The sequence below is a fragment of the Serratia sp. LSHTC3 genome (assembly GCF_057197125.1).
On the sequence record NZ_JBXUNP010000002.1, the window covers coordinates 399,971 to 419,214 of the forward strand.

The window sequence follows — 19,244 nt, forward strand, 5'->3', positions numbered from 1 at the left end:
CAGGGGCGGTAACGCCCCTGTCATGTTATGCGGTTATTCTTTCACCCAGCCGCGGCGAATGGCGAAGGCAAACAGAAAGCGATACAGGCGCGACAGCCTGTCGGCGAGGACATCGCCGAACAGATTCCATACCAACTGAGCGAACAGGCAGCCGACCAGGCCGAGCAGGAAACCGCCGACCATATCCAGCGGCCAGTGCACGCCGAGGTAAACGCGTGACCAGGCGATGCCGACGGCGACAATCATCAGCAGCGCGCCGGACCAGACCCGGTGCCAGAACAGGAACGCCAGCGCAAAGGTAAAGATGGCGGTGCCGTGATCGCTGGGGAACGAACTGTCCGGCACGTGCGCCAGGAAGGTATAACCCACGCCGGCGACGAACGGGCGCTCATGCGGCAGCAGCGCGCCGATAGCGGAGGCGGCAAGCATGGCGAACAGCAGCGCGATCGTGGTTTTCGCCACCACTTCGCGCTGCGAAACCAGCTGGCTGCGCGGCCCCCACAGCCACAGGCCGACGATCAGCAGCGGCACGATAATGATAAGATCGCGCGCCAGAAAGGTGGCGAAATCGATCATCCATTCGGGAGATGCCGGGGTCGCATTGATCCAGGCGAAAAGAACATGGTTTAACTGCTCCATAACCGTTACCTCGTCTTGCGGCGCCAATAGCCGCTAACTATCCAATAAATCGCCAACTGGCTTAACCAAACCCACCAACCTGCCCACAGGTTATGGGTAAGAAAATGTGCGCCGCGCATGATCTGACCAAAGCCCATCAACATGCCGAGCGCAATACCGCCGCACCAGCAGCACCAGGCCAGGCGCGGGCGCTGCGGATAAAACAGGAAAAACAACGCCATGACCGCGAAACCGCTCGAGGCGTGCCCGCCGGGGAAACAGCGACCGGGGCCCGGCAGCGCCGGTACCGCGCCGAACAACGGGAAGGACATCGCCTTGCCGCCGTACTCGATCAGATCCCACGGACAGGAGTGCGCGCTGGTGGCCTTGAGAATGCCCACCACCAGCGGGCCGATGCCGAGAAGCAACATGCTGACAATCAGGCGCGCGCTGCGGCGATAGATGCCCCAAAACAGCGTCAGCACCGCTCCCACGATCACTATCTGCTTCAACAGACGGTGATTGATCAGATCCAGCCAGTAATTGTTTTGCCACGGGAAATGCCCGCTGGCGGCATCGTACCAATAGTTGCTGATCGCCCAGTCCAGCTGTTCGTTGCGGGAGAGCCACAGGAACACCAAACCGCTGATCAGCAGGCCAAAAACTTGCCAACGGTAAAAGGATGTCGGCAGGGAGTAAAGGGCGGTTGTCTTAATTTGCTGTGCCGTTGAGGATTGATTTAATGACGATTCTGGATTCACGCGCAGGCTCGGTGACAGTATTGAATAGCGCCACTGTAATAATTCTGTCTTAAGAAAACCTTAGTCCGCCGGTAAGAAAACCCTATCTGATACACCCGGTTGTGCGCAGATCATCACCTGTTTATCTCGTCTTAATCGGCGGTTTTTTCTGGGGTATTGCTCCGGCTAACGGGGAATGCCAGGCGATTGTCACTATTTATCGCCTATTGTAAAGAAGATTAAACCTGTGGCGAGCTTGGCGGTAGTGTATTAGTTTATAGACGGATTATTTGACAAAAAGTGTAGGGATAAACATGAACAAGGCATCCGTTGTATTTTCCGGCCTGCTGATGGCCGTTTCCGCCAGCGCCATGGCGGCCACCTCTGGCGACGATGCGGATATCAGCAAACAGCCGCTGGAAAAGGTCGCGCCTTACCCGAAAGCCGAGAAGGGCATGAACCGCCAGGTGATCTACCTGCCGAAGCAAGAGCACGAAGAGAACTACAAGGTAGAGCTGCTGATCGGCAAGACGCTGGAAGTGGACTGCAACCGCCATATGATTGGCGGCACCCTAGAGACCAAAACCCTGTCCGGCTGGGGCTACGACTACCTGGTGCTGGAGAAGCTGTCCGAACCGGCCTCGACCATGATGGCCTGCCCGGATAACACCAAGACCAAGAAATTCATCGCCGCCAACCTGGGCGACGCCGCGATGCAGCGTTACAACAGCCGCCTGCCGATCGTGGTGTATGCGCCGAAAGACGCGGAAGTGAAATACCGCATCTGGAAAGCCGAAGATACCGTAAGCCAGGCTGAATCAAAGTAATCCGCGATTAGCGCTGTGAATACATGATCTTGTACAAAACCGTTTGAAGAGCATTTTGCGATGATATGCGGCTCTTCAGGCGGTTTTTTATTTTCAGGTAGGAAAGCCGGGTGCTTAGCCAAATTTTTTCAACCTACAGAGGGAAAAAGGAAAGTGACTCAAGCTAACAAGGTTAACATCCTTGGTTTAAGGGCATTTTTTTAATTTTCACTCGCAATATCCTCATTTTTTATCTCCCTTCATCTCTGATTATATTATTTTGAATTGCAATTATTTCGGTAATAACAAACCGTTTCGGTTACATAAATAAAAATATTCTTATTAATCATTTTATTGTTGTTTTATTGATTTTATTTAATGGCGAAGGAATGGAAATTAATTATTGTGCTGCTAGATTCATCAATGTAATTAGCTCCACGGCAATTACATTGTTCGCTAATTAATATCTAAAAAAACTTACGAGGATATTCCAATGGCTGATTGTAAATGCAATGAACAAGATCCGCACGCTCAAAATGAACATGTTGCTGATTTTACTGCGGTTGGATTTTCGCAAAAAACACCGGCGCCGGTACCTGTAGACCTTAAGCAGCAGGGCGTGTTGGCGCTTAAACTTTCGGTTTGCGTTGGGGCCAGTTATAACCCTGCAAACAACCAAATCTGTTTTACCATTCCTGTCTACGGTGACTTTTGCGTTTCTTCGCCGATTCCAATTCCCATTGGTGGGCAGCTTAAAGTGTGCGCAGAGACCTGTGGTTCCTTTATTCCTACGGGATTGAAGGCCACTATTTATCTGAACGGTTCCGTTCTGTTCTCTGTCGTTCTTTTTGGCGCTTGCTAATGTAAAAAGAAAAGCAAGGCACCGTAGGTGTCTTGCTTTTTTTGATATTAAGATATTGATAAGGCCGTTGTTGAGTTCAGCCCCACTTGCTAATTAATACAGTTACTCCGCTCTCACTCCTTCTGAAATCAAACCTTGGGAAGTCATTGTCTGATAGCCGACCGCCCGACACTAAACGTTAAGAGAAACGATGTTTCAGGAAGGAGCGGACGCGGCGCTGTACGTCGTCAGTTGAGGTGTTGCTGCCATCTGATGGTGGTCCCGCGGGCGGTGGAGTGCAGGCAACAAAAAACCCGATAATCTTGAACCTAAAAGGCGGGATTATCGGGCTCCACAAAATGGGGACATCAAAGAAAAGCAGTGGCACTAATTCAGACTGCGGCCCCCAACGAAAGTTCTGGCCGGCGACAAAAAAATCAAAATATTTTTATCGCCGATCCATCTCTCCCGCTAATCGATCAGCCGAGTATGCCCGGCCATAGCACTACGATGAGCGAACCCGCCAGCGTTAACAGCACGTTAGCGATGGCGTAGGTGCCGGCGTAGCCCAACGCCGGGATGTTGCTGCGCGCGGTATCGCTGATAATTTCCATCGCCGGCGCGCAGGTGCGGGCGCCCATGATGGCGCCGAACAGCAGGGCGCGGTTCATGCGCAGCACGTAGGCGCCGAACAGGAAGCAGATAATCACCGGCACCAGGCTGACGATCAGCCCGGCGATCAGCATCTGGCCGCCGACCGCGCCCAGGCTGTGGCCGATGCCGGCGCCGGCGCTCAGACCCACGCCCGCCATAAACACCATCAGGCCGAACTCTTTCACCATGTTCAGCGCGCCCTGCGGAATGTAGCCGAAGGTCGGGTGGTTGGCGCGCAGGAAGCCGAGCATGATGCCGGACATCAGCAGGCCGGCGGCGTTGCCGATGCCGAACGAGAAGTTGCTGAACTGAATGGTGATCTGGCCGATCAGCAGGCCGATGATGAAGAAGGCGCAGAACGCCAGCAGATCGGTCACCTGGCTGTGGATCGAGATAAAGCCAATCTTCTCCGCCACGCTCTTCACCCGGCGCGCGTCGCCGCTTACCTGCAGCACGTCGCCCTTGTTGAGCACGATGCTGTCGTCGATTGGCATTTCGATCTGGCTGCGGATCACGCGGTTGAGGAAGCAACCGTGGTCGGTCAGCTTCAGCTGGCTCAGGCGTTTGTTCACCGCGTTGCTGTTCTTCACTACGATCTCTTCGGTCACGATGCGCATGTCGAGCAGATCGCGGTCGAACACTTCCTTACCGTTGCGGAAGCTCGGATCCAGCCGCGCGTGGGCGTCCGGATAACCGACCAGCGAGATCTCGTCGCCCACCTGCAGCACCGCGTCACCGTCCGGGTTGGCCAGAATGCCGTTGCGGCGGATGCGTTCGATGTAGCAGCCGGTCTGGCGATAGATGCCCAGCTCGCGCAGGTTCTTGCCGTCGGCCCAGGCCACCAGCTCGGGGCCGACGCGGTAGGCGCGGATCACCGGCAGGTAGACCTTGCGTTGGCTGTCGGTGTCCAGGCCGCGCTCGCGGGCGATTTGCTGGGCGGAGGTGGACAGATCCTGGTGCTGCAGCTTCGGAAGGTAACGCGCGCCGAAGATCAGGCTGACCAGACCGATCAGGTAGGTGAGGGCATAGCCGAGGCTCAGATGATCCTGCGCCGCCAGCAGCGCCGGGCCGTTGACGATGGTGTTGCGCAGCGTATCGCCGGCCCCAACCAGCACCGGCGTCGAGGTCATCGAACCGGCCAGCATGCCGGCGGTCAGGCCGATGTCCCAGTGGAACAGCTTGCCGAGGCCGATGGCGATCACCATGGCCGAACCGACCATCACCAGCGCCAGCATCAGGTAATTCTTGCCGTCGCGGAAGAAAATCGAGAAAAAGTTAGGCCCGGCTTCCACCCCGACGCAGAAAATAAACAGCATGAAGCCGAGATTCAGCGCCTCGGTGTTAATGGCGAAGTGTTGCTGGCCGAGCAGCAGCGAAACCACCAAAACGCCAATGGAATTACCGAGTTGGACGGAGCCCAGACGGAGTTTACCGAGGCACAGCCCCAGTGCGAGTACCACGAACAGTAACAGAATGTAGTTACCGTTTAACAAACTAGCGACGTTTATGTTCACGGAGGATAACTTATTGTTTACCAGTAAGTGCTTGATATAGATAACTATAAGAGATAAATTCAGCCTTAAAACGACATCATAAATCACCACCAGCGTAAGGCGAAGCGAACCATCGTTCGGCGGCGTTCATTCTAGACGCTATGACCGATGACAGCCAGCACAGAAAGCTGATTTCCTGCGCCGCCGTGCGCATTTAACTCTCTTTTGACCAAGGAAAAAATTCGGTTCAGCGTCACCGCACGGGTGACCGGGCCGATTTCTATTGATGCGGTAATTGGGCGGGGGAGAATTCGCATGACGAGTTATAGATATTGGCTGGGCATTCTCAGCTGTTTTCTGTTGTTCAGCCTGGTGTTTCTCGGCCAGCAAACCGGCCTGTTCGGCAGCACGGATCATGAGCACCACGGTGAAACCGGCCTGCTGCTGTTTGTGATCCCCGGCGCGATCGCCAGCTATTTGTCGAGCCGCAAGCGGCTGCTTTGCCCGTTGCTTGGCGCGCTGTATGCATTGCCGCTGTGCCTGCTGATCCGCCACTTCTGGCTGACGCCGTCCTCGTCGTTTTGGCAGGAACTGGCTTACGCCACCAGCGCGGTGTTCTGGTGCGTGTTCGGCGCGATGCTGATGCTGTTCGCCCTCGGTTTGTTGCACACGCTCCAGCAGTTGCACCGGCGGCAGCGGCAATAAAAAAAGGCGCATTAAGCGCCTTTTTGTCGTTCAAAAACTTACTGGAACAGGTTCAGGTGTTCTTTAGCGTAAGCTTCGAAATCGGTGCAACCGCCGATGTGCTTCTCATCCAGGAAGATCTGCGGCACGGTTTCAACCGGTTTGCCGACGGTTTTTTCCAGATCGGCCTTGGTGATGCCTTCCGCGTGGATGTCAACGTAACGGAAGTTGAAATCGTCGCGTTCTTCAGTCAGTTTTTCCGCCAGTTCTTTAGCGCGGACACAATAAGGACAGCCAGGACGCCCGAAGATTACTGCAAACATGCAACGCTCCTTAATTGGATTTTCGATAAATTATTCGCGATTGCAACGACATCCCGTCACCGAAAAAGTCATTACCTGCGTCAGATGGCGCCTACTATGCCCGTTGAGGCGGTGAAAAAAAAGCAGGAATTACCTGTTAATCTGATTCATGTAACCAATTAGTCTGCCGGGGCTGTCGCCGTCGGCGGGAATTCACTACACTGGGGGCAGACCTTCTGGAGAGGAAAAATATGCGTTCATTCGGTGACTTACCGCGCCCGGTGCTGGTGTTGGAAGGGCTGGGCATCGTGATGCTGGTATTGGCCTACCTCAGTATTCACGGCCACCTGCAGCTGCCGGGCTGGCTGGCGTCGCAACAGGCGGCGGTCGGCATGATTTTCCTCGGCGTGGCGCTGATGGTGCCGGCGGCGGCGTTTCTGGTATGGCGCGTGGTGCAGGGGTTCGGGCCGCTGATGCGCGGCGGCTTGCCGCCGGAAAACGATCGCCGCAAACCGCAAGATGCAGACGCATCGAAAGATAATCAGGATCGCGATCCGCGCGCCTGAGCGCCGCGGCCGCTAACCCGCCTGCCGGGCAGGCGTTGGCTTTTGGGGTGACGAGTGAAAATTGCCATTCTTTCTCGCGACGGATCGCTCTATTCGTGCAAGCGGCTGCGTGAAGCGGCGGAAGATCGCGGGCACAGTATCGATATCATCGATCCGCTCTCTTGCTATATGAACATCAATCCGGCGGCGCCGACCATTCACTATCGCGGCCGTCAGCTGGAACGTTACGATGCGGTGATCCCGCGCATCGGCTCTGCCATTACCTTTTACGGCACGGCGGTGCTGCGCCAGTTCGAGCTGCTCGGCAGCTACCCGCTAAACGAATCCGTGGCCATTACCCGCGCCCGCGACAAGCTGCGTTCGCTGCAGCTGCTGGCGCGGCAGGGCATCGATCTGCCGATCACCGGTTTTGCCCATTCGCCGGACGACACAGGCGATCTGATCGAGCTGGTCGGCGGCGCGCCGCTGGTGGTCAAACTGGTGGAAGGCACGCAGGGCATCGGCGTGGTGCTGGCGGAAACCCGTCAGGCGGCGGAAAGCGTGATCGACGCCTTTCGAGGCCTGAACGCCCACATCCTGGTGCAGGAGTACGTGCGCGAGGCGCAGGGGTGCGATGTGCGCTGTCTGGTGGTGGGTGGCCGAGTGGTGGCCGCCATCGAGCGGCAGGCGAAGCCCGGCGAGTTTCGTTCCAACCTGCACCGCGGCGGCACCGCCCGCAAAGTGACCATCACCGCCAGGGAGCGGGCGATTGCGGTCAAAGCGGCGAACACGCTGGGGCTGGACGTGGCCGGGGTGGATATCCTGCGCGCCGAGCGCGGCCCGCTGGTGATGGAGGTCAACGCCTCACCGGGGCTGGAAGGGGTGGAAACCACTACCGGGCTGGACATTGCCGGCATGATGATCGAATACATCGAGCAGCGCGGCCGGCCGGGGTTCCGCCTGAAATCGGGCGGCTGACGGTACGCGCGTTGCGCTTTTCCCGCCGAGCAATATCTTAATTAGTGAATTAAGCCGCATTGATCGTGGCGTATCGGGTGAATATTCCGTAAGCTATGCGCCTTTTCGCGTTTTGAATATTGTGAGGCTGGTTATTATGGATTCACTCATTGTCCCCGATTTGGCGCTGTTGCGGCGCTGGCTGGATCAGTCGGGCATTTCTTTCTTTGAGTGCGATTCCTGCCAGGCGCTGCACCTGCCGCACATGCAGAACTTCGACGGCGTGTTCGACGCCAAGATAGATCTGGTGGATAACGTCATCCTGTTCTCCGCGCTGGCTGAGGTGAAGCCGACCGCGCTGATCCCGCTGGTGGCGGACCTGAGCCAGATCAACGCCAGCTCGCTGACCATCAAGGCCTTTGTCGACATTCAGGACGACAACCTGCCGAAGCTGATCGTCTGCCAGTCGCTGAGCGTGGCGGTCGGCATCACCTACGAGCAGTTCACCCACTTCATGCAGCAGGGCGAAGAGCAGGTCTCGATGGTGATCCTCGAGGCGCGGGCGAACGATCTGCTGTTTATGGGGGATGAAGAAGAGATCCCCGCTGGCGCCGTGCGTCAGCCGATGCTGCACTGATCCTCGCTGTACCTTAAGCATGCCGTCGCTCCGGCGGCATGCTGTCGTGACTCCCCTCCGCAATTAAATATTCTGCACTTAGGCCTCTGCCGCCCGATCTTTCTCGGCTTTTACGCCATTAATGCCGTATCACATAGAGAAAAATTGCATAAAAAATCGATAAATGGCGTTTTTTACCCTGGGGGCTGGCGGGTTGCGATGGCAGCGGCTATGCTGCTGATTCTGCAAAGGGCTTGCGATTTCCCTTGTAACCACGCGAGCAGGGCAGTGCAAAAAGGCGCATGCAATCATATGCATAGCCATTCAGTTCGCGGTTGCAACGATTGCGCTCAATCAGGAAAGGTTTTGTATCGCTGCAGATACAAGTTCAATTCTATGATTCACCCTGTTTTGGAGGAAGTTACGGATGGTCACCCAACGTAAAAAGTGGTTATCGGGTGTGGTTGCCGGCCTGTTGATGGCCGCGTCCGTCACGGCGTCAGCCGAAGAGAAAACGCTGCACGTGTATAACTGGTCCGACTATATCGCGCCGGATACCCTGGCCAAATTCCAGAAAGAAACCGGTATCAAAGTGGTGTACGACGTCTTTGACTCCAACGAAGTGTTGGAAGGCAAACTGATGGCGGGCAGCACCGGTTATGATCTGGTGGTTCCTTCATCCAACTTCCTCGAACGCCAGTCGCAGGCCGGCATCTTCGAACCGCTCGACAAGAGCAAAATGCCCAACTACAAGAATCTCGATCCCGAGATGCTGAAGCTGGTTGCACACAACGATAAAGACAACAAATACGGCATCCCATACCTGATGGTGACCACCGGCATCGGCTATAACGTCGACAAGGTGAAGGCGGCATTGGGCAAAGACGCGCCTGTCGACAGTTGGGATCTGATCCTCAAGCCGGAAAACCTCGAGAAGCTGAAAAGCTGCGGCGTCTCCTTCCTCGATGCGCCGAGCGAGGTTTACGCCACCGTGCTGCACTACCTGGGCAAGGATCCCAACAGCACCAATGCGGCGGACTACACCGGCGCGGCCAACGATCTGCTGCTGAAACTGCGGCCGAACATTCGTTACTTCCACTCTTCTCAGTACATCAACGATCTGGCTAACGGTGATATCTGTGTGGCGATCGGCTGGTCCGGTGACGTGATGCAGGCGGCCAACCGCGCCAAAGAGGCGAAGAACGGCGTGAACGTGGCCTACGCGATCCCGAAAGAGGGAGCGCTGACCTACTTTGACATGTTCGCCATGCCGGCGGACGCCAAGAACAAAGACGCCGCGTACCAGTTCCTGAACTTCCTGATGAAACCTGACGTGATGGCGGGCATCAGCAACTATGTCTATTACGCCAATGCGGTGAAAGACTCCACGCCGCTGGTGAACGCCGAAGTGCGCGAGAACCCGAACGTCTATCCGCCGGCCGATCTGCGCGCCAAGCTGTTCACGCTCAACGTGCAGTCGCCGAAGCTGGACCGTGTCATTACCCGCGCATGGACTAAAGTTAAAAGCGGGAAGTGATGATGGGGGGGATCCCCCCATCGTCGGTAAACCGGCAGGCGGGCGCTCCCCGCCTGCATTGCCGTTTTGGGCCACGGCGCTCGCCGTGGTTTTGTGCCGCTTTACGCCGGAGAGCACCCCGATTGAACGACGCCATCCCTCGTCCTCAAGCCAAGTCGCAGAAGGTCTTCACCCCTCTGCTGGAAATCCGTAACCTCACCAAAACCTTCGACGGGCAGAATGCGGTCGAAGACGTCAGCCTCACCATCTACAAGGGCGAGATCTTTGCGCTGCTTGGCCCGTCCGGCTGCGGCAAGTCCACCTTGCTGCGCATGCTGGCCGGCTTTGAACAGCCGACGGAAGGGCAGATCGTGCTCGACGGGCAGGATATGTCGCATGTGCCGCCGTACCAGCGGCCGATCAACATGATGTTTCAGTCGTACGCGCTGTTCCCGCACATGACCGTGGAGCAAAACATCGCGTTCGGCCTGAAGCAGGACAAAATGCCGCGGGCGGAGATCGCCGAACGGGTGGCGGAAATGCTGGCGCTGGTGCACATGCAGGAGTACGCCAAACGCAAACCGCACCAGCTTTCCGGCGGCCAGCGGCAGCGGGTGGCATTGGCACGCAGCCTGGCCAAGCGGCCGAAGTTGCTGCTGCTGGATGAACCGATGGGCGCGCTGGACAAGAAGCTGCGCGATCGCATGCAGCTGGAAGTGACCGACATTCTCGAGCGCGTCGGCGTGACCTGCGTGATGGTGACGCACGATCAGGAGGAGGCGATGACCATGGCGGGGCGTATCGCCATCATGAACCGCGGCAAGTTCGTGCAGATCGGCGAGCCGGAAGAGATCTACGAGCATCCGAACAGCCGCTTCAGCGCAGAGTTTATCGGTTCGGTCAACGTCTTCGACTGCGTGCTGCAAGAGCGCCACGACGATGCGCTGATCCTGCAAAGCCCCGGGTTGCGCCATGCGATCAAGGTGGATCCGGATGCCTCGGTGGTGGATGGCGTGCCGATCCAGGTGGCGCTGAGGCCGGAAAAGATCCTGCTGTGCGAACAAGTGCCGGAAGACGGCTGCAACTTCGCGGTGGGGGAAGTGGCGCACATTTCCTACCTGGGCGATCTGTCTATCTACCACGTGAAGCTGCACAGCGGGCAGATTATCAGCGCCCAGCTGCAAAACGGCCATCGTTTCCGCAAGGGGATGCCCACCTGGGGCGATGAAGTGCGTCTGTGTTGGGAAACCGACAGCTGCGTCGTGTTGACGGTGTAGTAGAGCCGGTGAGGAGTAACCCGTATGACCCTGCTTTCTGAACGCACGCCGGAACCGCCGGCCAAAACGCCCTCCACCCTCAAGGCCCTGTTCCATCGCCTGCTGATGGCTCACGGCCGCAAGCTGGTGATCGCATTGCCGTATTTATGGCTGACGCTGCTGTTTATGCTGCCGTTCCTGATCGTGTTCAAGATCAGCCTGGCGGAGCTGGCGTTGGCGGTGCCGCCCTACACCGAGCTGATGAGCTGGGTGGACGGCAAGCTAAACATTGCGCTCAACTTCGCCAACTACCTGCAGCTGACCGACGATCCGTTGTATATCGATGCCTACCTGCAGTCGCTGCGCGTGGCGGCGGTCTCGACGCTGTGTTGCCTGATCATCGGCTATCCGTTGGCCTGGGCGGTGGCGCACAGCAAGGCGTCGACCCGCAACATTCTGCTGTTGCTGGTGATCCTGCCTTCCTGGACTTCGTTCCTGATCCGCGTCTACGCCTGGATGGGGATCCTGAAAAACAACGGCACGCTGAATAACTTTCTGATGTGGCTAGGGGTGATCGATCAACCGCTGGTGATCTTGCACACCAACCTGGCGGTGTATATCGGCATCGTTTATTCCTATCTGCCGTTTATGGTGCTGCCGATTTACACGGCGCTGATCCGGCTGGATTACTCGCTGGTGGAGGCGTCGCTGGATCTGGGCGCCCGGCCGCTGAAAACCTTCTTCAGCGTGATCGTGCCGCTGACGCGCGGCGGCATCATCGCCGGTTCGATGCTGGTGTTCATTCCGGCAGTGGGGGAGTTCGTGATCCCGGAACTGCTCGGTGGGCCGGACAGCATCATGATCGGCCGCGTGCTGTGGCAGGAGTTCTTCAATAACCGCGACTGGCCGGTGGCCTCGGCGGTCGCCACCATCATGCTGCTGTTGCTGATCGTGCCAATTTTGTGGTTCCACAAACACCAGAACAAGGAAATAGGGGGGCAGGAATGAACAACTTGCCGGTAGTGCGTTCACCGTGGCGCATCGCCATCCTGACTGTCGGCTTTACCTTCCTGTATGCGCCGATGCTGATGCTGGTGATCTACTCCTTCAACAGCTCCAAGCTGGTGACGGTGTGGGCCGGCTGGTCCACGCGCTGGTATAGCGAACTGTTCCACGATTCGGCGATGATCAGCGCGGTGGGGCTCAGCCTGACCATCGCCGCCGCCTCCGCCACCGCCGCGGTGGTACTGGGGGCCATCGCCGCCGTGGTGATGGTGCGATTCGGCCGCTTTCGCGGTTCAACCGGTTTCGCGTTTATGCTGACCGCGCCGCTGGTGATGCCGGACGTGATCACCGGCCTGTCGCTGCTGCTGCTGTTCGTGGCGATGGGGCATGCCTTCGGCTGGCCGTCGGAACGTGGCATGTTCACTATCTGGCTGGCGCATGTCACCTTCTGTACCGCTTATGTGGCGGTGGTCATCAGTTCGCGTCTGCGCGAGGTGGATCGCTCGATTGAAGAGGCGGCAATGGATCTGGGGGCGCCGCCGCTGAAGGTGTTCTTCGTCATCACCTTGCCGATGATTGCGCCGGCGCTGATCTCCGGCTGGATGCTGGCGTTCACCCTGTCGCTGGATGACCTGGTGATCGCCAGTTTCGTCTCCGGCCCGGGCGCCACCACGCTGCCGATGCTGGTGTTTTCCAGCGTGCGCATGGGGGTGAACCCGGAAATTAACGCGTTGGCCAGCCTGATCCTGCTGGTGGTGGGCATCCTCGGCCTGATCGCCTGGTGGTTTATGGCGCGCTCGGAAAAACAACGATCGCGTGAATTGCAGCGGGCGGCCCGTAGCTGAATCGTAACAAACCTGCTATTTTTGCAATCAATAAATATTGCAACTAACTACCTGACTTTACATGCGCCACCTGTATAGGTGGCGCGTCGTAGCGGAACACGGATATGTCAGACATGCTGAAAAGCGGGCAGGGAATGGGATCGACTTCGGATGCGCCGGTGCCGGTGATGGTGGCGGGCACCGCCATGGTGGCGATCAAGTGCATCAGCGTGCTGCTGCTGCTGGGTGAGCTGGGCGTCGACGGCGCGCAGGAGTTCGTCAACACCAGCGCGCAGGCGTGGGATTCCACCTTTATCTTTCTGGCCGGCCTGATGCTGCTGTGCCTGCAAATCAGCTGCGGCTTTGCGGTGATGCGCGGCCGCAATTGGGGGCGCTGGGGCTATGTGGTCTGCCAGTGCATCGTGGTGCTTTACCTGCTGCTGGCCACCATCGGCAGCGTCTTCCCCGAGGTGTTCACCGTGGAGGGGGAAACCAGCGGCCAAATCCTGCACGTTCTGATCCTGCAAAAGATCCCCGACGTGGTGATCCTGGCGTTGCTGTTCGTTCCTGCCGCCAGCCGCCGCTTCTTCACCGCGCGCAAGTGAGATTTTAGGCGCGCGGAGTGGTAAACTCTGCGCCCTTAATTCGTCATCCTGAACTTCACGGTAATCTTCATGCATTGCGCTTTGTATACGGCGGGCACCTGCCGTTCCTGTCAGTGGCTGGAAAAGCCCTATCCGCAGCAACTGGCCGACAAACAGCATCACCTGCAATCGCTGCTGGCCGGGCGCGACGTCGCGCAGTGGCTGCAGCCGGTGGCGGGGGAACTGAGCGCATTTCGCAATAAAGCCAAGATGGTGGTCAGCGGCAGCGTGGAGCGACCGCTGCTCGGCATGCTGCACCGCGACGGCACGCCGGTCGATCTGAGCGACTGCCCGCTGTACCCCGCCGGCTTTGCGCCGATGTTTGCTGTGCTGAAAAGCTTTATCGCCCGCGCCGGCCTGACGCCGTATAACGTGGCGCGCAAACGTGGCGAGCTGAAATACCTGCTGCTGACCGAAAGCACGCTCGACGGCGGCGTGATGCTGCGTTTCGTGCTGCGCTCGGAAACCAAACTGGCACAGCTGCGCGCCGCGCTGCCGTGGCTGCAGCAGCAGCTGCCGCAGCTCAGGGTGATCTCCGCCAATATTCAACCGGTGCATATGGCGATCATGGAAGGGGAGCGCGAGATCGCGCTGACCGAACAGCAGGCGCTGGAGGAACAGTTCAATCAGGTGCCGCTGTTCATCCGCCCGCAAAGCTTCTTTCAGACCAACCCGCAGGTGGCCGCCGATCTGTATGCCACCGCCCGCGACTGGGTGCGCGCGCTGGGTATCGACAGCATGTGGGATCTGTTCTGCGGCGTCGGCGGTTTCGGCCTGCACTGCGCGCAGCCGCAGACGCGCCTGACCGGCATCGAAATCAGCGCGGAGGCGATCGCCTGTGCGCGCCAGTCGGCGCAGCGGTTAGGGTTGTTGCAGGTAGATTTTCAAGCGCTCGATTCCACCCGCTTCGCCACCGCCGAAGGCCAGGTGCCGCAGCTGGTGCTGGTCAATCCGCCGCGGCGCGGCATCGGCCAGGCGCTGTGCGACTATTTGAGCCGGATGGCGCCGGACTATATTCTGTATTCGAGCTGCAACGCCGAGAGCATGGCGAAAGATATCGAGATGTTGCCGGGGTATCGCATCGAACGGGTGCAGCTGTTCGACATGTTCCCGCATACCTCGCACTACGAAGTGCTGACGCTGCTGGTGCGGCGTTAAAGGCGCTTTTTGGCAGCCGTGTAAGCCGCTGAACGTTCGCGTTTGCCCACAGACAGGACCAGAACCACGATCTCCGTTTCCATGACGCGATATACCAAACGAAAGCCTGAGGCTCTGAGTTTGATTTTGTAGCAATCAGGCAAACCGGCGAGTTTGTTGGCGGGGATGTGGGGATTAACCAGCACCGATGCCAGCTTTTTTTTGAACTGTTCCCGGATCACCGGGGACAGTTTTTTAAATTCCTTCAGCGCATGTTCTTCGAATTCAAGCTTATAAGTCATCCAAATTGACCTTAATGCGTTTGCCGTTCATCCGTGAACGAACGATTTCAGCGAGTTCGATATCTTCCAAGTACTCCGCGATCGCCTCCCAGGTTTCCGGAGAGACGTAATATCCCGAAATCTTACCGTTGGTCAGGACGGCGACCGGTTGCCCTTGTGCCTCTTTAAGGGCGGCGTTGGGCGATTTCTTAAAATCGCTGATGCTGACTGCCGAGTCGGCAAGAATGGGTTGAACCGTCATGATGTTATCCTTGATGCTAAATTCAGTATCAAATTTAGCACTAACCGGATGGGGTGGCAATTAGATGGAGCCGCCGAAGGAGGGCGACTCCACACGCGGACTTACTGCGGGAACCACTTGTCGTTGATGGCTTTGTAGGTGCCGTCGGCCTTGATGGCGTCCAGCGCGGCGTTCAGCTTGGCCAGCAGCGCCTGGTTGTCTGGGCGCACCGCGATGCCGAGACCGGTGCCGAAGTATTGCGCATCGGTGATGTGCTCGCCCACCGGCGCCAGCTGCGGGTTGGTTTTCAGCCATTCGTTCACCACGGCGGTGTCGCCGAACACGCCGTCGATGCGGCCGTTTTTCAGCTCCAGAATGGCGTTCTGGTAGCTGTCGTAAGAAACGGTGTTAATCTCCGGATGCTTGTCCTGCATGTATTTCTGGTGGGTGGTGCCGTTTTCCATGCCGAGCTTTTTGCCTTTCAGATCCGCCAGCGAGCTGAACTTGCCTTTTTGCGCGATCACGATCGCCGAGTTGGCGTAGTAAGGCTGGGTGAAAGCGACCTGTTTGCTGCGCTCCGGCGTGATATCCATGCCGGAAATCACCGCATCGTATTTCTTGAATTTCAGCGCGGCGATCAGGCTGTCGAACGCCTGGTTGGTGAAGGTGCACTGCGCCTGCATTTGCTTGCACAGCGCGTTGGCCAGATCGATATCGAAGCCGACGATCTGGTTGTTGGCGTCGAGCGATTCGAACGGTGGGTAGGTGGCGGAGGCGGCGAAGCGGATGGTTTCGGCCGCGGTGGCGTTAAAGGTCATCCCGGCTAACATCGTCGCGGCAAGCAGCAGTTTTTTCATGCGTAGAGCTCCTGTCTGGATCCTGAAAGTGATTATTCGCTATCGTTTGTTTTTACTGGTAATCGCCAGAGGTTTTTGCGCGAATGCCTGTTGTTAACCCTGCCATTGAGTGAATTAAAATGCAATATAAATGATTAAGTATTGCCTTGAGGATAAAAAAAGCCCCGCACAATGGCGGGGCTCATGGGGGCGGCGGCCTCAGTTGCGACGCTCAAACGCCAGCGCGCGACGCTCCACCAGGCGCATCAGCAGCGTCAGCAGGCCGTTGACGCACAGGTACACCAGGCCGGCGGCGCCGAACACCATCACGTCGTAGGTGCGGCCGTACATCAGCTGGCTGTAGCCCATCACTTCCATCAGCGTGATGGTATAGGCCAGCGAGGTGCTTTTGAACACCAGCACCACTTCGTTGGAGTAAGACGACAGCGCGCGCTTGAAGGCGAACGGCAGCAGAATGCGCAGCGTCTGCCGGCGCGACATGCCAAGCGCTTCGCACGATTGCCACTGCCCGGCGGGAATGGCGCGCACCGCGCCGTAGAACAACTGCGTGGTGTAGGCCGCGCTGTTCAGAGCCAGCGCTATCATCGCACACAGCCAGGGCTGCGACAGCAGGTTCCACAGCCAAGGGTAGTCGCGGATCGCCGGGAACTGGCCGGGGCCGTAGTAGATCAGGAAGATCTGCACCAGCAGCGGCGTGCCGGTGAACAGCGTCACATAGGCCTTGACCAGCGGCGTCAGGATCGGCGTTTTCAGCGTCAGGATCACCGTCAGCAGCAGCGACAGCACCAGCGCGACGATCAGCGCGGCGACGGTCAGCGTCAGGCTGGTGTGCAACCCTTTGAGGATCTCCGGCAAATATTCAATCATCAGGCCGGCCCCCGCTCAAAGCGCGTGGCGCGCAGCTCAATGCGTTTGATGACGTATTGGCTGAACAGCGTCACCAGCAGGTAGATGGCCGCGGCGATCACATACCAGGTAAAAGGCTCCTGGGTGCGGGTAGCGATGCTCTTGGTTTGCAGCATCAGATCGTTCACGCTGATCAGCGACACCAGCGCGGTGTCTTTCAACAGCACCAGCCACTGATTGCCGAGGCCGGGCAGGGCGTGGCGCCACATCTGCGGCATGATCAGGCGAAAGAAGATCGCCGCCTTACTCAGTCCAAGCGCCTGACCGGATTCCCACTGCCCCTGCGGCACCGCTTTGAGCGCGCCGCGCAGCGTCTGCGAGGCGTAGGCGGAATAGAGCAGGGCCAGGGCGATCACCCCGCACAGGAACGGGCTGACTTCGAAATTGTCGATCGCCAACTGAATCGGCAGCTGGAACAGACCGAGGTTGAGGGTAAAGCCGTCGGAGAGCATCAGCAGCAGCTGCGACGAGCCGAAATAGATAAACAGCACCACCAGGATTTCCGGCAGGCCGCGCAACACGGTCACCCAGGCGGTGCCGAGCCAGCTGACCGCTTTCCAGCGGGACGATTCCCATACGGCGAACAGCATCGCCAGAATCAGCCCGAGGATCAGGGCGCAAACGGCAAGGCCGACGGTCATGCCGGCGGCGCTTGCTAAAGGTTGTAATTCATTCATTTGGGCGTATTACTGCTGGAACCATTTTTTGTAGATGGTTTCATAGGTCCCATCCTGCTTGATCTTGTCCAGAGCGGCGTTGAACTTGCCCTGCAGATCGGTGTTCTTCTGGCGCACCGCAATGCCAAGGCCGGTACCGAAGTAGTCTTTGTCGGTCACTTTGGCGCCCACTGCCGCCAGCGCGTCATTCTGCTTCAGCCACTCGTTGACCACCGCGGTATCGCCGAACACCGCATCAACGCGGCCGTTCTTCAGATCCAAAATGGCGTTCTGGTAGCTGTCGTAAGGCACGGTGATGATTTCCGGGTGCTTGTCAGTCAGGTATTTCTGGTGGGTGGTGCCGTTTTGCACGCCGACTTTCTTGCCTTTCAGCGCCGCCACGTCGGCGATTTTGCCTTTCTGCGCGATGAACAGCGCCGAGTTATCGTAGTAAGGCTTGGTGAACAGCACCTGCTTCTCACGCTCTGGCGTAATGTCCATACCGGCCATCACCGCATCGAAACGCTTGAACTTCAGGCTCGGGATCAGGCTGTCGAACGCCTGGTTGGTGAAGGTACATTCGGCCTGCATTTCTTTGCACAGCGCGTTGGCCAGATCGACATCAAAACCCTGAATCTTGTTGCCGGCGTCAATAAATTCAAACGGAGGATAGGAGGCTTCGGTAGCGAAACGGATGGTTTCGGCTGCGGAGGCGGAAACGCTGATGCCGGCCAGAACGGCGGCGATTATTAGTTTTTTCATCGCAAACTCCCCAAATTACAGCAAGTTAATTGTTAGTGTGATAAGTAATTAGCAAACTCGGTGGTCCGCGGCTGCGTGAAGTGGCTGCTGTCGCCTTGCTCCACTACGTGGCCGTTTTCCATGTACACCACGCGGCTGGCGGTTTTGCGCGCCACTTCCACTTCGTGGGTGACGATCACCTGCGTGATGCCGGTGCCGGCCAGTTCGCGAATGATGCTGACGATCTGGGCGGTGATTTCCGGATCCAGCGCTGCGGTCGGTTCATCGAACAGCAACACCTGCGGCTCCATCATCAGGGCGCGGGCGATCGCCACGCGCTGCTGCTGGCCACCGGAAAGGTGCAGCGGGAAGCGATCGGCGAAGTCGGTCAGGCGCAGACGCTTGAGCAGCTTGTCGGCGCGCTCCATCGCCTGAGCCTTGGTCAGACCCAGCACGCGGCAAGGTGCCTCGATCAGGTTCTGAACCACGGTGAGGTGAGGCCACAGGTTGTATTGCTGGAACACCATGCCGACATTTTGCCGCAGTTCGCGAATGGCTTTCTCGCCCGGCGCCTGCCTGAAGTCGAATTGGTTGCCGGCGATCTGCAGTTGGCCCGAACGCGGCATTTCCAGCAGGTTCAGCACCCGCAGCAATGAACTTTTCCCGGCGCCGCTTGGGCCAAGCAGCACCAGGGTTTCCCCGGCTGGACATTCCAGCGTGATGTCAAACAGCGCCTGGTGAGCGCCGTAATAGCAATTGATACCGTTAAGTTGAATACTCATGCGCCAGAATTGAATAGACATTGATGCCGCAAATGTTAACTTCCACAGAATACTTATGCAATCTTTGTGCGTTAAAATTTATGAGTGTGCGGCGGGACAGTAAAAGATTAGCACAAGATACCGCGACTCAAGCCGAGGGAGG

23 protein-coding genes are annotated in these 19,244 nt (G+C 57.8%); 12 read left to right on the plus strand and 11 right to left on the minus strand.

Going from position 1 to position 19,244, the window contains the following annotated elements; genetic code table 11:
• Positions 1-33: 33 nt before the first annotated feature.
• Positions 34-639, minus strand: a complete 606-nt coding sequence (gene ybjG / locus AC2CGI_RS09120) for an undecaprenyl-diphosphate phosphatase (protein WP_015377285.1) — start codon at positions 637-639, stop codon at positions 34-36.
• Between the two features lie 5 nt (positions 640-644).
• On the minus strand, positions 645-1,379 hold the full coding sequence (locus tag AC2CGI_RS09125; protein ID WP_015377286.1) for a phosphatase PAP2 family protein: 735 nt from the start codon (positions 1,377-1,379) through the stop codon (positions 645-647).
• Positions 1,380-1,672: 293 nt separating this feature from the next.
• Between AC2CGI_RS09125 and eco the strand changes: the two genes are divergently transcribed.
• Both eco and AC2CGI_RS09135 read left to right on the plus strand, forming a co-directional pair.
• The gene (eco, locus tag AC2CGI_RS09130; RefSeq protein ID WP_015377287.1) at positions 1,673-2,185 is read left to right on the plus strand and encodes a serine protease inhibitor ecotin; all 513 of its coding nucleotides are present in this window, start codon (positions 1,673-1,675) and stop codon (positions 2,183-2,185) included.
• Positions 2,186-2,657: 472 nt separating this feature from the next.
• A complete protein-coding gene (locus AC2CGI_RS09135) occupies positions 2,658-3,026 on the plus strand; it encodes a hypothetical protein (RefSeq protein WP_071824279.1) in 369 nt (122 codons plus the stop codon).
• A 458-nt stretch (positions 3,027-3,484) separates the two neighbouring features.
• On the opposite strand, the gene AC2CGI_RS09140 is transcribed toward AC2CGI_RS09135, so the two are convergent.
• Complete coding sequence (locus AC2CGI_RS09140) at positions 3,485-5,173, minus strand: aspartate:alanine antiporter (protein WP_004938680.1); 1,689 nt, start codon at positions 5,171-5,173, stop codon at positions 3,485-3,487.
• A 294-nt stretch (positions 5,174-5,467) separates the two neighbouring features.
• On the opposite strand from AC2CGI_RS09140, the gene AC2CGI_RS09145 reads away from it, so the two are divergent.
• Positions 5,468-5,857: an inner membrane protein YbjM gene (locus AC2CGI_RS09145; RefSeq protein ID WP_015377289.1), complete on the plus strand. Its 390-nt coding sequence runs from the start codon at positions 5,468-5,470 to the stop codon at positions 5,855-5,857.
• 38 nt (positions 5,858-5,895) lie between these two features.
• Here the strand turns inward: AC2CGI_RS09145 and AC2CGI_RS09150 are convergent, their stop codons facing one another.
• A complete protein-coding gene (locus tag AC2CGI_RS09150) occupies positions 5,896-6,159 on the minus strand; it encodes a GrxA family glutaredoxin (RefSeq protein WP_004938676.1) in 264 nt (87 codons plus the stop codon).
• 230 nt (positions 6,160-6,389) lie between these two features.
• Here AC2CGI_RS09150 and AC2CGI_RS09155 point away from each other — a divergent pair, with 230 nt between their 5' ends.
• The 9 genes from AC2CGI_RS09155 to rlmC all read left to right on the plus strand — a co-directional run bounded on the left by AC2CGI_RS09155 (position 6,390) and on the right by rlmC (position 14,659).
• Positions 6,390-6,704 carry a YbjC family protein gene (locus AC2CGI_RS09155; protein WP_015377290.1) on the plus strand — a complete coding sequence of 105 codons (315 nt, stop codon included), beginning with the start codon at positions 6,390-6,392 and terminating at the stop codon, positions 6,702-6,704.
• Positions 6,705-6,758: 54 nt separating this feature from the next.
• On the plus strand, positions 6,759-7,661 hold the full coding sequence (gene rimK / locus AC2CGI_RS09160; RefSeq protein ID WP_076740383.1) for a 30S ribosomal protein S6--L-glutamate ligase: 903 nt from the start codon (positions 6,759-6,761) through the stop codon (positions 7,659-7,661).
• A 136-nt stretch (positions 7,662-7,797) separates the two neighbouring features.
• Positions 7,798-8,277 carry a type III secretion system chaperone family protein gene (locus tag AC2CGI_RS09165; protein WP_004938666.1) on the plus strand — a complete coding sequence of 160 codons (480 nt, stop codon included), beginning with the start codon at positions 7,798-7,800 and terminating at the stop codon, positions 8,275-8,277.
• A gap of 406 nt (positions 8,278-8,683) precedes the next feature.
• Positions 8,684-9,793, plus strand: a complete 1,110-nt coding sequence (gene potF / locus AC2CGI_RS09170; RefSeq protein ID WP_021504361.1) for a spermidine/putrescine ABC transporter substrate-binding protein PotF — start codon at positions 8,684-8,686, stop codon at positions 9,791-9,793.
• Between the two features lie 122 nt (positions 9,794-9,915).
• A complete protein-coding gene (potG, locus tag AC2CGI_RS09175) occupies positions 9,916-11,049 on the plus strand; it encodes a putrescine ABC transporter ATP-binding subunit PotG (protein ID WP_004938650.1) in 1,134 nt (377 codons plus the stop codon).
• 24 nt (positions 11,050-11,073) lie between these two features.
• Positions 11,074-12,036: a putrescine ABC transporter permease PotH gene (potH, locus tag AC2CGI_RS09180; protein ID WP_021504359.1), complete on the plus strand. Its 963-nt coding sequence runs from the start codon at positions 11,074-11,076 to the stop codon at positions 12,034-12,036.
• The gene (gene potI / locus AC2CGI_RS09185; protein WP_004938644.1) at positions 12,033-12,878 is read left to right on the plus strand and encodes a putrescine ABC transporter permease PotI; all 846 of its coding nucleotides are present in this window, start codon (positions 12,033-12,035) and stop codon (positions 12,876-12,878) included. The genes potH and potI overlap by 4 nt, the downstream gene beginning before the upstream one ends.
• A gap of 104 nt (positions 12,879-12,982) precedes the next feature.
• Positions 12,983-13,462, plus strand: coding sequence for a YbjO family protein (locus AC2CGI_RS09190; protein WP_076740382.1), 480 nt, complete (start codon positions 12,983-12,985; stop codon positions 13,460-13,462).
• A gap of 69 nt (positions 13,463-13,531) precedes the next feature.
• Entirely contained in the window at positions 13,532-14,659 is a 1,128-nt protein-coding gene (rlmC, locus tag AC2CGI_RS09195) for a 23S rRNA (uracil(747)-C(5))-methyltransferase RlmC (RefSeq protein ID WP_015377295.1), read from the plus strand.
• Here rlmC and AC2CGI_RS09200 read toward each other — a convergent pair.
• The 7 genes from AC2CGI_RS09200 to artP all read right to left on the minus strand — a co-directional run bounded on the left by AC2CGI_RS09200 (position 14,656) and on the right by artP (position 19,102).
• Complete coding sequence (locus tag AC2CGI_RS09200; RefSeq protein WP_015377296.1) at positions 14,656-14,940, minus strand: type II toxin-antitoxin system RelE family toxin; 285 nt, start codon at positions 14,938-14,940, stop codon at positions 14,656-14,658. The two genes, rlmC and AC2CGI_RS09200, sit on opposite strands and share 4 nt — an antisense overlap.
• Complete coding sequence (locus AC2CGI_RS09205; protein ID WP_004928423.1) at positions 14,930-15,181, minus strand: type II toxin-antitoxin system Phd/YefM family antitoxin; 252 nt, start codon at positions 15,179-15,181, stop codon at positions 14,930-14,932. The genes AC2CGI_RS09200 and AC2CGI_RS09205 overlap by 11 nt, the downstream gene beginning before the upstream one ends.
• A 101-nt stretch (positions 15,182-15,282) precedes the next feature.
• On the minus strand, positions 15,283-16,017 hold the full coding sequence (gene artJ, locus AC2CGI_RS09210) for an arginine ABC transporter substrate-binding protein (RefSeq protein WP_015377297.1): 735 nt from the start codon (positions 16,015-16,017) through the stop codon (positions 15,283-15,285).
• Between the two features lie 198 nt (positions 16,018-16,215).
• Positions 16,216-16,884: an arginine ABC transporter permease ArtM gene (artM, locus tag AC2CGI_RS09215; protein WP_015377298.1), complete on the minus strand. Its 669-nt coding sequence runs from the start codon at positions 16,882-16,884 to the stop codon at positions 16,216-16,218.
• A complete protein-coding gene (gene artQ / locus AC2CGI_RS09220; RefSeq protein WP_004928413.1) occupies positions 16,884-17,600 on the minus strand; it encodes an arginine ABC transporter permease ArtQ in 717 nt (238 codons plus the stop codon). The genes artM and artQ overlap by 1 nt, the downstream gene beginning before the upstream one ends.
• A 9-nt stretch (positions 17,601-17,609) precedes the next feature.
• Positions 17,610-18,341: an arginine ABC transporter substrate-binding protein gene (gene artJ, locus AC2CGI_RS09225; protein ID WP_342204892.1), complete on the minus strand. Its 732-nt coding sequence runs from the start codon at positions 18,339-18,341 to the stop codon at positions 17,610-17,612.
• A 32-nt stretch (positions 18,342-18,373) separates the two neighbouring features.
• On the minus strand, positions 18,374-19,102 hold the full coding sequence (artP, locus tag AC2CGI_RS09230) for an arginine ABC transporter ATP-binding protein ArtP (protein WP_004928406.1): 729 nt from the start codon (positions 19,100-19,102) through the stop codon (positions 18,374-18,376).
• Between the last annotated feature and the right edge of the window lie 142 nt (positions 19,103-19,244).

Excerpts from the sequence above, each read along its gene's own strand:
- ybjG (WP_015377285.1), bottom strand. The coding sequence starts at position 639 with ATGGAGCAGTTAAACCATGTTCTTTTCGCCTGGATCAATGCGACCCCG.
- eco (WP_015377287.1), top strand. The coding sequence starts at position 1,673 with ATGAACAAGGCATCCGTTGTATTTTCCGGCCTGCTGATGGCCGTTTCC.
- AC2CGI_RS09135 (WP_071824279.1), top strand. The coding sequence starts at position 2,658 with ATGGCTGATTGTAAATGCAATGAACAAGATCCGCACGCTCAAAATGAA.
- AC2CGI_RS09145 (WP_015377289.1), top strand. The coding sequence starts at position 5,468 with ATGACGAGTTATAGATATTGGCTGGGCATTCTCAGCTGTTTTCTGTTG.
- AC2CGI_RS09150 (WP_004938676.1), bottom strand. The coding sequence starts at position 6,159 with ATGTTTGCAGTAATCTTCGGGCGTCCTGGCTGTCCTTATTGTGTCCGC.
- AC2CGI_RS09155 (WP_015377290.1), top strand. The coding sequence starts at position 6,390 with ATGCGTTCATTCGGTGACTTACCGCGCCCGGTGCTGGTGTTGGAAGGG.
- AC2CGI_RS09165 (WP_004938666.1), top strand. The coding sequence starts at position 7,798 with ATGGATTCACTCATTGTCCCCGATTTGGCGCTGTTGCGGCGCTGGCTG.
- potF (WP_021504361.1), top strand. The coding sequence starts at position 8,684 with ATGGTCACCCAACGTAAAAAGTGGTTATCGGGTGTGGTTGCCGGCCTG.
- potH (WP_021504359.1), top strand. The coding sequence starts at position 11,074 with ATGACCCTGCTTTCTGAACGCACGCCGGAACCGCCGGCCAAAACGCCC.
- potI (WP_004938644.1), top strand. The coding sequence starts at position 12,033 with ATGAACAACTTGCCGGTAGTGCGTTCACCGTGGCGCATCGCCATCCTG.
- AC2CGI_RS09190 (WP_076740382.1), top strand. The coding sequence starts at position 12,983 with ATGTCAGACATGCTGAAAAGCGGGCAGGGAATGGGATCGACTTCGGAT.
- rlmC (WP_015377295.1), top strand. The coding sequence starts at position 13,532 with ATGCATTGCGCTTTGTATACGGCGGGCACCTGCCGTTCCTGTCAGTGG.
- AC2CGI_RS09200 (WP_015377296.1), bottom strand. The coding sequence starts at position 14,940 with ATGACTTATAAGCTTGAATTCGAAGAACATGCGCTGAAGGAATTTAAA.
- AC2CGI_RS09205 (WP_004928423.1), bottom strand. The coding sequence starts at position 15,181 with ATGACGGTTCAACCCATTCTTGCCGACTCGGCAGTCAGCATCAGCGAT.
- artJ (WP_015377297.1), bottom strand. The coding sequence starts at position 16,017 with ATGAAAAAACTGCTGCTTGCCGCGACGATGTTAGCCGGGATGACCTTT.
- artM (WP_015377298.1), bottom strand. The coding sequence starts at position 16,884 with ATGATTGAATATTTGCCGGAGATCCTCAAAGGGTTGCACACCAGCCTG.
- artQ (WP_004928413.1), bottom strand. The coding sequence starts at position 17,600 with ATGAATGAATTACAACCTTTAGCAAGCGCCGCCGGCATGACCGTCGGC.
- artJ (WP_342204892.1), bottom strand. The coding sequence starts at position 18,341 with ATGAAAAAACTAATAATCGCCGCCGTTCTGGCCGGCATCAGCGTTTCC.
- artP (WP_004928406.1), bottom strand. The coding sequence starts at position 19,102 with ATGAGTATTCAACTTAACGGTATCAATTGCTATTACGGCGCTCACCAG.